The 13,553-nt window shown below is 74.9% G+C and carries 13 protein-coding genes and 1 pseudogene; 4 read left to right on the top strand and 10 right to left on the bottom strand.

The window, feature by feature from the left end:
• From ABD879_RS29575 to ABD879_RS29530, 10 genes are all read right to left on the bottom strand, one after another.
• Positions 1-304 (bottom strand): hypothetical protein (locus ABD879_RS29575; RefSeq protein ID WP_345025001.1); only part of this gene is annotated, 304 nt, incomplete at its 3' end.
• A 20-nt stretch (positions 305-324) separates the two neighbouring features.
• On the bottom strand, positions 325-2,814 hold the full coding sequence (locus tag ABD879_RS29570) for an Hsp70 family protein (protein WP_345025000.1): 2,490 nt from the start codon (positions 2,812-2,814) through the stop codon (positions 325-327).
• Positions 2,815-2,829: 15 nt separating this feature from the next.
• Complete coding sequence (locus ABD879_RS29565) at positions 2,830-3,150, bottom strand: nucleotide exchange factor GrpE (RefSeq protein ID WP_345024998.1); 321 nt, start codon at positions 3,148-3,150, stop codon at positions 2,830-2,832.
• A 658-nt stretch (positions 3,151-3,808) separates the two neighbouring features.
• Positions 3,809-5,431 (bottom strand): AMP-binding protein, encoded by a 1,623-nt coding sequence (locus tag ABD879_RS29560; protein ID WP_345024996.1) that lies wholly within the window; start codon positions 5,429-5,431, stop codon positions 3,809-3,811.
• Positions 5,432-5,505: 74 nt separating this feature from the next.
• Complete coding sequence (locus ABD879_RS29555) at positions 5,506-6,582, bottom strand: hypothetical protein (protein WP_345024995.1); 1,077 nt, start codon at positions 6,580-6,582, stop codon at positions 5,506-5,508.
• Positions 6,579-7,658 (bottom strand): LLM class flavin-dependent oxidoreductase, encoded by a 1,080-nt coding sequence (locus ABD879_RS29550; protein WP_345024994.1) that lies wholly within the window; start codon positions 7,656-7,658, stop codon positions 6,579-6,581. The genes ABD879_RS29555 and ABD879_RS29550 overlap by 4 nt, the downstream gene beginning before the upstream one ends.
• A gap of 135 nt (positions 7,659-7,793) precedes the next feature.
• Entirely contained in the window at positions 7,794-8,957 is a 1,164-nt protein-coding gene (locus ABD879_RS29545) for a lysylphosphatidylglycerol synthase transmembrane domain-containing protein (RefSeq protein WP_345024993.1), read from the bottom strand.
• A gap of 222 nt (positions 8,958-9,179) precedes the next feature.
• A complete protein-coding gene (locus tag ABD879_RS29540; protein WP_345024991.1) occupies positions 9,180-9,533 on the bottom strand; it encodes a hypothetical protein in 354 nt (117 codons plus the stop codon).
• A gap of 116 nt (positions 9,534-9,649) precedes the next feature.
• Positions 9,650-10,120 (bottom strand): ferritin-like domain-containing protein, encoded by a 471-nt coding sequence (locus ABD879_RS29535; RefSeq protein ID WP_345024990.1) that lies wholly within the window; start codon positions 10,118-10,120, stop codon positions 9,650-9,652.
• Positions 10,117-10,617, bottom strand: coding sequence for a hypothetical protein (locus ABD879_RS29530; protein ID WP_345024989.1), 501 nt, complete (start codon positions 10,615-10,617; stop codon positions 10,117-10,119). The genes ABD879_RS29535 and ABD879_RS29530 overlap by 4 nt, the downstream gene beginning before the upstream one ends.
• A 280-nt stretch (positions 10,618-10,897) precedes the next feature.
• Between ABD879_RS29530 and rimP the strand changes: the two are divergent.
• The 4 genes and pseudogenes from rimP to ABD879_RS29510 form a co-directional block, all read left to right on the top strand.
• Positions 10,898-11,494: pseudogene (gene rimP, locus ABD879_RS29525) on the top strand (ribosome maturation factor RimP); the annotation flags it as partial.
• Positions 11,495-11,672: 178 nt separating this feature from the next.
• Entirely contained in the window at positions 11,673-12,833 is a 1,161-nt protein-coding gene (nusA, locus tag ABD879_RS29520; protein ID WP_345025002.1) for a transcription termination factor NusA, read from the top strand.
• Positions 12,799-13,128, top strand: a complete 330-nt coding sequence (locus ABD879_RS29515) for a YlxR family protein (protein WP_345024987.1) — start codon at positions 12,799-12,801, stop codon at positions 13,126-13,128. Before nusA ends, ABD879_RS29515 begins: the two co-directional genes overlap by 35 nt.
• Positions 13,129-13,247: 119 nt before the next feature.
• A partial coding sequence (locus ABD879_RS29510; protein WP_345024985.1) for a translation initiation factor IF-2 N-terminal domain-containing protein occupies positions 13,248-13,553 on the top strand: 306 nt, incomplete at its 3' end.

Below are 13,553 nucleotides of genomic sequence, written 5' to 3'. Positions count from 1 at the left end.
CGACCGGGCCGCGGCCGACGCCGGCGCGGACGGCGGCGATGCGGGCCCGCGCCGCGGCGAACTCCGCGGTGCCGGGGGCGAGACGCTCGGCCTCGGCCCAGCACCGGTCGGCCTCGTCCAGGTCGCCCTGCTGGGCGCGGATACGGGCCAGCAGGTCGAGCGTCACGGCGTCGGGGTCCAAGGCGCGCAGCAGGTCCTCGGCCTCGGCGTGGCGTCCGTGCCGGGCCAGCGTCCGGGCCTGGGCGAGCGTCACCTCGCGGGCGGCGCGCAGCAGCGCGGCCGCCCCGTCGGTCGGCTCGTTCACAGCGGGTGGGGCGGTTCGGGTCATCGGCCCCGCCGCACGGTGCTGAACGGGTCGGGCGGGGGCGGCGGCGACGGCAGCATGCCGCGCAGCTGCTCGTTGACGTGCCGCAGCGTGGCGACGTCGCCGGTCTCGGCGGCCCGCCGGCCCGTGGCGACCAGCTGGGCGGCCTCGTTCGGGTCGCGCATCTCCGGCTGCAGCACCTGCAGTTCGTCGAACGCCAGGTACTGCAGGTCGCCGGTCTCGTCCAGCACCTGGATCACCAGCGTGCGCAGCTCGTTCACGCGCTGCCGCAGCAGCACCGCGTCGTGCGCCGTGATCGCCTCCTGGATCGCGTTCTCGGCGGCCGCCAGCAGCTGCCGGTGCTGCGGCCGCCCGCGCTGGGTGACGATCTCGCGTGCGGCCGGCACGACCTCGCGCGCCTCCTGCACCAGCATCGGCCACTCCAGCGCGTCCTCCACCTCGTCGATGGCGGCCTTGAGGTCCAGCAGCCGCTTGCCGCAGGTGACGGCCGCGTCGGTGTCGACCCGGGCGGCCTCGACCATCGCCGCCACATCCTCGACGATCCTCTCGGCGTCGATGCGCGCCAGCACCTGCAGCGCGGGCGGGTCGTCCAGCTCGGTCGCCAGCCGCCGCGCCGCCGCCAGCCGGCGCTTCTCGGCCTCGGCCTCGCGGACCAGCTCGGCGTGCTCGGGGACGGTCTCGGTGCGCAGGTTGATCGCGTGCTCGAACTCCTCGTCCAGGATCGGGACGTAGGCGCGCGCGACCACCAGCCGCGACTCGTCGATCACGATGGTCAGATCGACCTCGCTGCCCTCGGGCACGTCCCGCCGCACCTGGCCGGGCGAGACCTCCAGGCGGCCGATGCGGCGGTTGCGGTCGGCGCGGTCGTACTCGCCCTCCAGCACCGGGATGCGGATCATGCCCTCGCCCTGGCCGCGGCTGATGCCGACCGTGGTGCGCAGCAGGATCCGGCGCCGCGCGGGCAGCGGCGTGCCGCGTTTGATCAGCCACTCCACCTCGTTGCCGTCCAGGCCCACCCCGATGGAGTGGGTGAGCGGCGGCTGGGTGTCGACGACCCCGACCGTGTAGGTGAGCTCGTCCGGTGTCACCGGGCGGGCGGCGCCGGTGGCGTCGGTGAGCTCGATGCGGAAGGTGTTGGCGCGGCCCCGCTCGGCCCACAGCGTCGTGACGAACGCGCCGTCCGGCGACAGCTCGATCCGCCCGCTGCGCCACACCGGCTTGGCCTCGGGGTTGACGAACTCGATCGACAGCCCGGCGGTGGGGCCGCCGGTCACCCGGCCGCCGACGAACGGCTCGGTGTCGGGGCCGACCGGGCGGTACTCCAGCTCGACGGCGTACCGCCCGGCGGCCGGCGGCGCGGCCGGGGCGGCGGCGTCCGCCAGCCGCTGCGTCCCCGCGAAGATCGCCGCGCCGCGCGCCACCGCCGTGATCGGGTCCTGGCTGTGGTCCAGCGCGATGCCCAGGCCCGCGGCGGGGTCGGCGAGGCGCTCGCGCAGGTACGGCGACAGCGTCGGCCCGCCCACCAGCAGCACCTTCTCGATGTCGCCGGGGCCGAGCCCGCTCTCGGCCAGCGCCCTGCGGCACAGGTTGATCGACCGGACGATGAACGGCTCGGCCAGCCGCTCCACGTCGGCGCGGGTCAGCTCGACGTCGATCTCGTAGGTGCGGCCCTCGGCGTCCCGGAGCTCGTCGAAGACGGTCACCGAGTCGGCCTGCGACAGCCGGATCTTGGCGGCCTCGGCGGCCAGCTTGAGCTTGTTCACCGCGCCCAGCCAGCGCGGCCGGCCGCGGCCCAGGTCGGTCAGCCCGTGCTCGCGCGCCACCGCCGGGATCAGCAGCTCCTCGACGATCGCCCAGTCGATGAGCTTGCCGCCCAGGAAGTTGTCGCCCCGGTGGTTGACGACGGTGAACTCGCCGTCCCGCACGTTGATCACGGCGGCGTCGAAGGTGCCGCCGCCCAGGTCGTACACCAGCCAGAACACGTTGTCGGCGGCGGACTGGAACCCGTAGGCCAGCGCGGCGGCGGTGGGCTCCTGCAGCAGCGGGGCGTGCGTCAGCCCGGCCAGCGCGGCCGCGCGGCGGGTGGCGTCGCAGGCGCTCAGGTCGAACGCCGCGGGGACGGTGATGACGGCGGCGGAGATGTCCTCGCCGGTGCGCTGCGCCACGTCCCGCCTGAGCGACTTGAGGACCTCGGCCGACATCTCCTCCGGGGACAGCGTCCGCCCGCTGGCCTCGAACAGCTTGTCCTGGCCGGTGGTGCCCATGCGCAGCTTGAACTCCACGCAGGTGTTGGCGACGTCCTGCTCGCTGCGCTTGCGGGCGATGTCACCGACGTACAGCCGGTCGCGACGGTCGATCATCACCGCGGACGGCGTGGTGTCGGCGTTGTCGTTGTTCTTGATGATCTCGGTGTCGACGCCGTTCAGCCGGGCGATGGCGCTGTTGGTGGTGCCGAGGTCGATGCCGAAGTCGATGGTGGTCCTGGTCATCGGCGGTGCGGTTCCTTAGGGTCCGGGGGTCGGCTGGTCGGAGGGGGCGGGCGTGCCGACGATCACCTCGCCCCGCTGGACGACGCGGTCGTGCAGGTAGACGCTGGGCCGGACGGTCTCCACCACCTGCTCGCGGGACAGGCCCGGCGTCGGTTGGAAGGCCACCACGGTCAGCGCCAGCCCGGAGTCGAACGGGGTGTTCAGATGGTCCTGGATCTGCACGCCGGCCTCGGCGAGGGCGTCCCACGCCGACTCCAGGTGGCGGACGACGGCGCGCGGCGGTTCCACCGGCGATTCGGCGAGCTTGCCGCGCAGCCGCCAGATGCTGGTCGCCACGTCGGCCACCGCGCGTCCGGGCAGGCCGGGCGGTGTTTCGGGCGGTGTTTCGGACGTGGTCTCGGGTGCCGTATCAGATGTCGTATCGGGCGTTGTTCCGGGCGTCGTTTCGACGTCGGTTTCGCGGTCCGGTTCCGGGTTTGGTGCGGCAGTGCCGGTCTGCTGTCCGGTGCCGGGATCGGTCGTGCAATTTCCAGCCGGAGGCCGGCTTTCTCCTGGGCCGGCGGGCGGGCCGGCGCCGGTGCCGCAGGCCGCGGACAGACCGGCGAGGACGGCCAGCGCCTCCGCGGGCCATGCGCTCGACCGGATCCGAAATTCCCTGGGCTGCCGCCACTGCCGGAGTACGGCCCCGGCGTCGGCCACCACGCGCCCCGCCCGCATTTCCCGCGTTCCCCCAGTTCAGAGATGCACCGCGACGAAACGCGATTGTCGCAGTCGGCGGCGGGGGAAGTCCAGAGCGATTATCGCCCACGGCCGCGCCGCCATTGCCAAGCGCAATGAATGGCCAGGTGAAAGCACTGGTGAATGCGTGAACCGGCGGGTGTGCGACGCCGCGAATTCGCCCTCCCGGGGCCGGTGCCGGCGCCGTCCGGCATTCGTCCCCCGCCGCCCGCCGGTGTCGGCGGCCGGTGTCCGGCCACCGGTGTCCGCGGGCGGGTCAGGGCCCCTCTTCGGCGGCGCGGGCGTGCAGCGCCGGCTTGTCGATCTTGCCGTTGGCGTTGACCGGCAGCGCGTCCACCAGCACCACCCGGCGCGGCACCTTGTAGTTGGACATGTTGGCGCGCGCCCAGGCGATGATCTCCGCGGGGTCCGGCGACGTCCCGGGCGCCGGCACCACGTAGGCGCGGCCGACCTCGCCGTGCCGCTCGTCCGGCACCCCGATCACCGCGGCCTGGGCGACCAGCGGGCAGCGCAGCAGCAGGGCCTCGATCTCGGCGGGGTAGGCGTTGAAACCGGAGACGATGAACATCTCCTTCTTGCGGTCCACGATCGCCACATTGCCCGCCTCGTCCAGCGTGCCGATGTCGCCGGTGTGCAGCCAGCCGTCGGCGTCGACCGCCTCGGCCGTGCGCGCCGGGTCGTCCCAGTAGCCGCGCATCACCCCGTAGCCGCCGACCAGGATCTCGCCGCGTTCGCCGGGCGGCAGGTCCTTGCCGTCGTCGTCGACGATCCGCACGCTCACCCCGGGCACGGGGCGCCCGGTGGAGGACGCGATCACCTCGACCGGGTCCTCCGGCCGGGTCATCGACACCACGGTGCCCTCCATCAGCCCGTAGGCGTTGATCACGCGCTCCACGCCGGCCTCGCCGACCATGCGGCGGATCAGGTCGGGCGGCACCGCCGCCGCCCCGCAGATCGCCACCCGCAGCGACGACAGGTCCCGTCCCGGCGGCTCGTCCAGGATCCGGAAGAACATGGGCGGCGCCCCGGCCAGCACGCTGACGCGGTCGCGTTCGATCAGCTCCAGCAGGTCGTCCGGCCGGAACACCGCGACCGGCATCATGGTGGCGCGGCGCAGCACGCAGGCCAGCAGCCCGGCGTTGATGCCGAAGCCGTGCGAGAACGGGGCGATGACCGGGTACCGGTCGCCCTCGCGCAGCGTGACGATCTCGGCCCAGTCCCAGTAGCCGCGCAGCAGCTGCTCGTGGTGCAGCATGACGCCCTTGGGCGCGCCGGTCGTGCCGGACGTGGCCATGATCTCGGCGAGGTCGTCCGGGCCGACGGCGGCGGCCCGCTCCTCGGCCGCCTCCGCCGGCACCGACGCGCCGCCCGCGAGGAGGTCCCGCCACGCCCGCACGCCGGGGCGGCCGGGTGCGTCGGCCGGCGGCAGGACCACCACGTGGGCGAGGTCGGGCAGGCCGCGGAAGGGGCGGCCGCCCGCCGGCTCCCCGGCGACGGCGGCCAGCATGCCGAGCTGGGAGGCGTCCATGAACCCCTCGGCGACCAGCAGCACGCTGGCGCCCGCCTTGCGGAGCATCTCGGCCGCCTCGATGCCCCGGAACCGCGTCGACAGCGGCGCGATGATCGCCCCGGCGTCCCAGATCCCGTACGCGGCGGCCACCCAGTCGGGGGTGTTGGGCGCCCACACCGCCACCCGGTCGCCGGGGGAGACGCCCAGCGCGATCAGGCCGCGCGCCACCGCGCGGGCGCGTTCGGCCAGTTGCGACAGCGTCAGGGAGACGTCCCCGGCCCGCACCACCTCCACGTCTCCGTGCCGGGCGGCCTGGTCCCGCAGCATCCGCGGGATCGTGCCCCAGGCGGGTACCGGTTCCAACTGCATCGCGCCTCCTCCGGGTAGAGGACCAGCCGCCCCGCGGCGGTCGCGGCCGTGGAGCGAGGAGAACGGGGGACCGCCTAGGACAGCCGCGCGCGGTCCCGGCCGAGGTGGTGGCCGCGCAGGTCGGTGACGGTGCCGGGCCGCCGCTCCTCGGCGACCTCCTCCTCGACCACGACGTCCACGGCGACCGGGGTGAGCGCGTACAGCGCCTGCGCGATCCGCTTCTTCCACATCGGGTTGGCGACGAGGGTGCCGCGGTCGAACGTCACGTGCAGGGCGGCGGCGTCGAGCGTGCCGTCCCGGCTGATCCGCAGGTCCCACCGGCCGACCCCGTCGATCCGCGCCAGCGCGGCCGCGATCTTGGGCACCGACACCCAGCGGCCGCGGACCAGCACGTGCTCGCCGACCGTGTGCGCGGGCGCGGGCACGCCCCGCTCGCCGCCCGCCAGCCGCACCGCGTGGCCGGTGCGCAGCGTCGCCGCGCCGAACGCGGCGTGCCAGGTCGGTGTGACGACCAGCTCCGCGACGCCCTCGCCGTAGGGGGCGTCCAGCAGCACGTCCTTGTCGGGCGGCGCCAGCCCCAGCAGCCCCTCGCCGATGGGGGTCAGCACGGGGTCGGACGGGGCGCGGTGCGCCAGCGGCACCCCGAAGAACGGGTCGGCGTACAGCTCCCGCACCGAGGCGTCGAACTCGGCGGCGAGCTGCTCGCCGGTGTGGGCGGACGGGATCTCGCCCACCAGCAGGATGTGCCGCAGCTCCAGGTCCAGGGGGTCCACCAGGAACTCCAGGTGCAGCCGGGCGAGGAAGTCCATCGCGCCGGTCGGGGTGGCGACCAGGACGGTGGCGCCGACGCTCTCCAGCGCGGTGTGCAGGCGCATCCGCCCGCGCGGCCCGACGGACGCGGCGGCCCCCGCCACCCGCGCCGCGGCCTCGGCGATCAGCGCCCCGGCCGGCTCGCCGTCGTTGTTGAGCGCGACGACGACGCGGTCGTCCGCGCCGACGCCCGCCGCCGCCAGGGTCCGCGCCGCCAGGTCCAGCGCGGCGGCGCGGTCGTCGGCGCCCAGCGGGACGACCACGTCGCCGTCCGGCGAGACCGACAGCAGGCCGGCGGCGGACCGCCCGGCGGGGAAGGTGCTGCGGGTGGGCCAGCTCACTGCGCCTCCTGCGGGACGACCTCGCGCATGAACAGCTTCATCGAGTTGCAGACGTGCTCGTGGGCCAGTCCGCCGACCTGGGCCTGGAGGATGAGGTCGGTGGCGCCCGCGGCCCGGACGCGCTCGACGGCCGCGCGCGAGCCCGCGACGTCGTCGATGACGACCATGGTCTCCTCGCGCAGCACCGCCATGGCCTCGTCGGGCGGCATCCCCGCGGCCTGCTGGCCGAGCACCCGGTGGGTGGCGTGGCGGGCGTCGGTGTAGTCGGGCGGCGCGACGAGGTTGACCTGGCGGCGCAGGTACCACAGGACGGGGTCGGCGGCGGTGTCCACGGCCTCCTGCCGGGTGGGCGCGACGTACCAGGGGATCATGAGCGCGACGCGGCGGGTGGCGGGGTCGAAGCCGTGCTCGGCCAGGCACTGCTTGTACTTGGCGATGTCGTCGGCCACGTCGTGCAGGCCCTTGAGCATCGTCATGCCGAGCAGGTTGTAGCCCTTGCGGGCCGCGGCCAGGTAGCCGTCCAGCGAGGTGGAGGCCACCCACACCGGCGGATGCGGCTCCTGCACCGGACGCGGGTACACCGAGACGCCCGGGATCTCGAAGTACTCGCCGGACCGGGTGACCGGCCGCCCGTCGGCGTTCCAGATCTCCAGGACGGCGTCCAGCGACTCCTCCCAGATCCGCCGGGACTGCTCGAACGGCCGCTGGAAGGCCTGGTACTCCAGGGGGGACGCGCCGCGTCCGGTGCCGAACTCCACCCGGCCGCCGCTGATCACGTCGAGCGTGGCGACCCGCTCGGCGGTGCGGATCGGCGACTGGAAGGGCAGCAGCACCACGCCGAGGCCGAGCCGGATGCGCTCGGTGCGCTGGGAGATCCCGGCCAGCACCAGGTCGGGCGCGGAGGAGTGGGAGAACCCCCGGGTGAAGTGGTGCTCGACGAACCACGCGGTGTCGAAGCCGAGCCCGTCGGCCAGCACCACCTGGTCCATGACGTTCTCGAACGCGCGCCGTTCGACCTCGCGGGAGCGCCCGCGCACCTCAAGTTCGTAGCCAAGGCTGACCCGTAGGGACGTCATCGAGCCTCCGGTGATGCTCTGCTCGCCAGGTGACCAAGCGTTTAACCAAGCGCTCGCTTGGGAGATTAGCAGCAGGGCACCCTCGCAACAAGGCGCGAAGACATGCGGGAGGGGGCGGCCGGGGCCGGGAAGGGCTCAGCCGTTGCGGGGCTCGGCGCCGCGCACGCCCGGCGGGATCGGGTACGGCAGCAGCAGCACCGACGAGCACCCCTGCAGCAGCCCCTCGCCGAACGCGGCCAGCCACCGCCGGGTGTTCTCCGACAGGCGCGGCCCCCCGTGCAGGACGACCCACGCCAACCACCCGACCGCCACCACGCCCCAGTACGACACCAGCCGGTAGAGGCCCACCGCCGCGCCCGCGGGGATCAGCGCGGCGCCGAACGCCACCAGCGCCCCGGCCATGCTGCTCTCGATCGCGCCCAGCCCGCCCGGCAGGACCGGCAGCACGCTGCCCGCCGCCTGCGCGGCGAAGTACGCCAGCACCACCGCCTGCGGGGCCAGGTCGATGCCCACCGCGAGCACCGCCGCGTGCAGGGCCGCGATGTCGAACACCCAGTTCAGCAGGGCCAGCGCGACCAGCGCCGCCCAGTCGCGCCGGGACGGGCGCAGCACCCGGCGCCCCTCCCACAGCCGTTCGGCGTACGGGGCGATGCGGCGGTGCCCGAGCACCCGGCGGACGGACCGGCGCCCGAACGCCGCGAGCCGGGCGCGCACACCCCGCCGCAGCGCGGCCACCGCCGCCGCTGCGACCAGGGCCGCGCCCAGCGCCAGCAGCACCGGCGTGCGGGCGCGCGGATCGGCGATCAGCGCCGCCAGGCCGATGGCGGTGTAGGCGGCCGTGGTGATGACCCCGCCGAGCAGGATCACCGCCATGGCCAGCCGCGCCGACGCGCCGCTGCGCCGGAACTGCCGGAAGGTGTAGACGACGCTCAGCGCGGGCCCCGCGGGCAGCGTGGTGGACAGCGCGTTGCCCGCGTAGGTGACGGCGAACGCCCGGCGCAGCGAGATCCGCAGCCCGCCGATGCGCAGCAGCCGCCGCTGCAGCCGCGCGAACGCCCCCATCGACCCCGCCGCCCCCAGCACCACCACGGCCAGCCAGCCGGGCTCGGCCCGGCGCGCCGCGTCCCACATGGCGCCGAAGTCGGGAAGCCGGTCGTGGAACGCCGCCAACGCGCCCGCGGTCGCGGCCAGCACGCCCAGCTGCACCCACATCCCGCGCCGCCGCGCCGACGGCTCCGGCGCGACCGGTGCGTCCTCCTCCCGCGCGTGGGGAGCCGGTGCGGTGACGACCTCGCCCATGACCCGCTCCCCTCCGCGAAAGACCCATGCCGCTGCGATTGCGGCAACCGCTTCGACGCCAAGAGCATTCCCGTCGAGGGCGGGCGAAATCCGGATATTTGATCTCCGTCATGCCGGGGGCGCGGCCCGCCTGCCGCTCGGGGAGGCCGGGTGCGCGGCCGCCGCACGTGTCCGCGTGGAGGACGGGCACGGCGGCCGGTGAGCCCGGCCGCCGTGCGGGGGTCAGCGTGAGCCGTCCGAGCGCGCGGCGTCCGCCGCGGGGGCGGGCAGGGCCCTGCGCTCCGCGGGAAGGGCGCGCCGCTCCTCGCCCGTCCGGCCCTCCAGCGCGGGCGCGTCGTCCGGGCCGTCGACGGCCAGGTCCGGCAGATGGCGCGCGGCGGCGGCCAGCAGCTCCTGGACGCGGGCGGTGAGGCTGGCCAGGTTGGCGCGGGCGACGTAGGCCTCCTCCTTGGCGCGGTGCGCCTCGCGCCGTGCCTCGTCGCGCTCGGCCGCGAGCTGGTCGATGCGCGCCCGGTACACGGCGCGCAGCTCCTCCAGGCTCGCGGTGGCGGTGTCGCGTTGCTCAATAACGGCCATACCGGTCAAGCTCCCCCGATCTCCCCAATACTTTGCAATTCGGGTGAACGATCGCTCGGGGCGGAACTGTTCCCGGGCGGCCGTCCGGGTGATCAGCGTGTTGATCAGCGCGGTGATCAGCTGGGGCCGGCGCCCCGCCCCGGGGCCAGGGCCGACGGCGGCAGCCCCGGGAACGCCGTCCCGGCCGCCCGCGGACGGCCGGCGTCGTTCCGCCAGCGCACCGCACGCGCCACCGCCTCCTGCATCGCCCGGGCCGCCAGTGTGCGCAGCGCGGCCTCCGGCGCGCCCGCCAGCCCCGCGTACGCGGTCACCACGTCGTCCTCCAGCGCGGCGGCCAGCTCGGCGGCGGTGCGCGCCGAGGTGACCCGCACGGGCAGGCGGTAGGCGGGCGCCGCCGCCACCGGACGGGCGCCGCGCTGGGAGATCCGCGCCATCAGCCGGTCGCGCTGCTGCCGGTGGGCGTCCCAGTGGGACTCGGCCGACCGGCGCAGTCGGCCCAGCAGCCGGGCGCCCACCACCCCGTAGCCGTACACCGCGGCGTGCTCGGCCTTCAGCGCCTCCTGCAGGGCGTCCACCGAAGGGTTCACCCGGCCCCCTCCAGGGCCGCGGCGTGCCCGGCCTCGCAGGCGCCGATGCTGGCCAGCAGCTGCGCCAGCCCCGGGCCCGCGCGCTCCACCTCGGCCACCCGCGCGGCGGCGGCCTGGCTCTCGGCGCGGCGCAGCACGGCCAGCGCGCCGGACCGGTCCCCGGGGACGGGCTGCGCCACGGGCGAGGGAGCCGGCGCCGGGCTCGCCAGCCGGCCGGATCCGGGCACGTAGTGGCGGCGCAGCACGGCCAGATGCTCGCGGTGGTGCGCCAGGGCGGGGGCGATCCGCTCCGCCAGATCGGCGTGGGCGCCGCGCACCGCCTCGTACAGGGCGATCAGATCGTGCTCGGCGGTGATCGCACCGACCAGGATCATCAGCTCGGGATCGAGCGCGGGGGGCGCGGCGGGCGCGCGGCCGCAGCCGCCCAGCGCGGGAAAGACGATCCCGGCGGTGCCTCCCAGCACCGCCCGCCGGGACACCGTGCTGGCCTCGGGCAAGCGTGTCTCCCAGACCTCGTGGGGGGCGACCCCCGGGATGGCGTGACGAGGACGGGCCGCGACGAGTCTTCGGCTCATCAGGCCAGCTCAAGCATTCCATATCCGGCGCGCCGGTGACCTGTCCGAAAGAGCGCTGAGGTGCCCGGCTGTCGATAGTCTTGAGTTGTCAACGGACACGCCGCGTTTCAGAACGACAAACTGGAGGTCCCATGGGCGTGGAGTCCGGCCCTAACGCTCAGCGGGGCCGCGCCGGCGTCTCGTGCGCGCGTGGAGGACGGTCATGAGCAGGCCGAGCCGCGAAGAGGCGGTGGCGCAGCTGACCCGGGTGCTCGCACCCGCGGTGGCCGACGCGGGCTTCGACCTGGAGGAGGTCGACGTGCGGCCCGCCGGCAGGCGGCGCCTGGTGCGCGTCGTGGTGGACGCCGACGGCGGGGTCAGCCTCGACGACGTGGCCGAGCTGAGCCGGCGCGCCTCCGACCTGCTGGACGAGCACGACGTGATGGGCGCCGGGCCCTATGTGCTGGAGGTCACCTCGCCCGGCGTCGACCGTCCGCTCACCGAGCCGCGGCACTGGCGGCGCGCCAGGGGGCGGCTGGTGGTCGCACCGCTGACCGCGGGCGGCCGGATCGAGGGCCGCGTGGTGTCCGCTGACGACGAGGCGGTCGTCATCGACGTCGTCACCTCCCAGGAGCCGGACGGCGCGGCGGCGTCCCCCGCCAAGGGGCGCTCCGCCGCGAAGGGCACCGGCAGGCGGGGCAGGGGGCCTGGGGGCGGGCCCGTGTCCGGCGGGGTGACCAGGCGCCGTTTCGACTTCAAGGAGCTGGGGCGCGGCCGGGTGCAGGTGGAGTTCCGACGGGCGGACGACGAAGCCGGCGACGAGGCCGGCGACCGGGCCGACGGCACGGCCGGGGACGGTGCGTCCGGACCCGCGGGGCCGGCGGGTGCGGGGGAGCGTCCCGCGGGCAGCACGGCCCCCCGCGGCTCCGCCGACGAGGCCGAGGAAACGCGTTCGCCGGCCGAGCCGGACTAGAGGGGGGAGCCTCGTGGACATCGACATGACCGCACTGCGCAGTCTGGAGAGCGAGAAGGACATCTCGCTCGACGTGGCCGTCAAGGCCATCGAAGACGCCCTGCTGATCGCCTACCACCGCACCGAGGGGGCGGCGCCCAAGGCCCGGGTGGAGCTCGACCGGGAGACCGGGCACGTCACGGTCTGGGCGACCGAGACCGACGAAGAGGGCAACGCCGTCCGGGAATACGACGACACCCCGACCGGTTTCGGACGTATCGCGGCGACGACCGCCAAGCAGGTCATCCTGCAGCGGCTGCGCGACGCCGAGGACGAGCTGACGTTCGGCGAGTACGTCGGCCGCGAGGGCGACATCGTCTCCGGCATCATCCAGCAGGGCAAGGACCCCCGCAACGTCCTGGTCGACCTCGGCAAGATCGAGGCGATCCTGCCCCCGCAGGAGCAGGTGCCCGGCGAGACCTACGAGCACGGCGAGCGGATCCGCGCCTACGTGGTGCAGGTCCGCAAGGGCCACCGCGGCCCGTCGGTGCAGCTGTCGCGCACCCACCCCAACCTGGTGCGCAAGCTGTTCGCGCTGGAGGTGCCCGAGATCGCCGACGGCACCGTGGAGATCGCGGCGATCGCCCGGGAGGCCGGCCACCGCACCAAGATCGCGGTGCGGTCGCGCAAGCCCGGGGTGAACGCCAAGGGCGCGTGCATCGGCCCGCTCGGCAGCCGCGTCCGCAACGTCATGCACGAGCTGCACGGCGAGAAGATCGATATCGTGGACTGGTCGGAGGACCCGGCCGAGTTCGTGGGCAACGCGCTGTCCCCGGCGCGGGTGTCGGCCGTGGAGGTGGTGGACGAGGGCGCCCGGGTGGCCCGGGTGATCGTCCCCGACTACCAGCTCTCGCTGGCCATCGGCAAGGAGGGCCAGAACGCCCGGCTGGCGGCCCGGCTCACCGGCTGGCGGATCGACATCCGCTCCGACACCGAGCAGGGCGGCGCCGAGCGGGCCGGGGCCGGGCAGGGCGAGCGGTCCGGAGCGGAGCGTTCCGGCGGCGCGGCGCAGCCCGGCGGCGCCGGCGCGGCCGAAGCGGCACAAGCCCCGAAGACGGCCGGAACCGGCGAATCAGGATCGACTACAACAGGATCGACTACATCAGGAGAGCATGCGACAGGTCCCGCCGACGCCTCGGCGCGGTAGACTCGAGTCACGCGAGCGGGCGGCTCCACTGCGCACGTGTGTGGGCTGCCGGGTTCGCACGGCCAAGTCCGAGTTGCTGCGCCTCGTGGCGGTCGAGGGCGTGATCGTCCCCGATCCTCGTGGGCGGATGCCGGGCCGGGGGGCGCATCTGCACCCCGATCCCGGATGTCTCGAGCTCGCAGAGCGGCGTCGGGCGTTCCCCCGGGCCTTCCGCCTGGCGGGGCCGCTCGACACCTCCGCGCTGCGAGCGCGGCTTGCGGCGCGGGAGGCGCGGCAGCAGGATGGCCAACGGTAAGCGACGTCTAGTCGGAAGCAGGTCGAGATTGCTATGAGCGCTCGATGAGCACGCCGCGATGAGTACGGCAAGGTAACGACGGTCCGGAGGCCGCACCCCCGGACCGAGTAGGGAGTGCAGTGGCGAAGGTCCGGGTTTACGAACTCGCCAAAGAGTTCGGTGTCGAGAGCAAGGTCGTCATGGCCAAGCTCCGTGAAATGGGCGAGTTCGTTCGTTCGGCGTCCTCCACGATCGAGGCGCCGGTCGTACGCAGGCTCACAGAAGCCTTCTCAGACAACGCGTCCGGCAAGAACGCGTCCAACAAGCAGGGCGACCGCAGGGCCGCCCCGCGCAGGCCGTCGGCGCCCGAGGCGCCGCGGCCCACCGCGCCCCGCCCGGGTCCCCCGGGTGCGCAGGGCGCCCGCCCCGCGCCGCCGCGTCCGCCC

This window comes from Actinomadura keratinilytica, from assembly GCF_039539665.1.
Lineage (GTDB): Bacteria > Actinomycetota > Actinomycetes > Streptosporangiales > Streptosporangiaceae > Spirillospora > Spirillospora keratinilytica.
This window is presented reverse-complemented; position numbering and strand designations above follow the sequence as displayed.

What these genes read in the sequence shown, in the direction of transcription:
- ABD879_RS29570 (WP_345025000.1), bottom strand. Translation starts at nt 2,814, where the DNA reads ATGACCAGGACCACCATCGACTTCGGCATCGACCTCGGCACCACCAAC.
- ABD879_RS29560 (WP_345024996.1), bottom strand. Translation starts at nt 5,431, where the DNA reads ATGCAGTTGGAACCGGTACCCGCCTGGGGCACGATCCCGCGGATGCTG.
- ABD879_RS29550 (WP_345024994.1), bottom strand. Translation starts at nt 7,658, where the DNA reads ATGACGTCCCTACGGGTCAGCCTTGGCTACGAACTTGAGGTGCGCGGG.
- ABD879_RS29545 (WP_345024993.1), bottom strand. Translation starts at nt 8,957, where the DNA reads ATGGGCGAGGTCGTCACCGCACCGGCTCCCCACGCGCGGGAGGAGGAC.
- ABD879_RS29540 (WP_345024991.1), bottom strand. Translation starts at nt 9,533, where the DNA reads ATGGCCGTTATTGAGCAACGCGACACCGCCACCGCGAGCCTGGAGGAG.
- nusA (WP_345025002.1), top strand. Translation starts at nt 11,673, where the DNA reads ATGACCGCACTGCGCAGTCTGGAGAGCGAGAAGGACATCTCGCTCGAC.
- ABD879_RS29515 (WP_345024987.1), top strand. Translation starts at nt 12,799, where the DNA reads ATGCGACAGGTCCCGCCGACGCCTCGGCGCGGTAGACTCGAGTCACGC.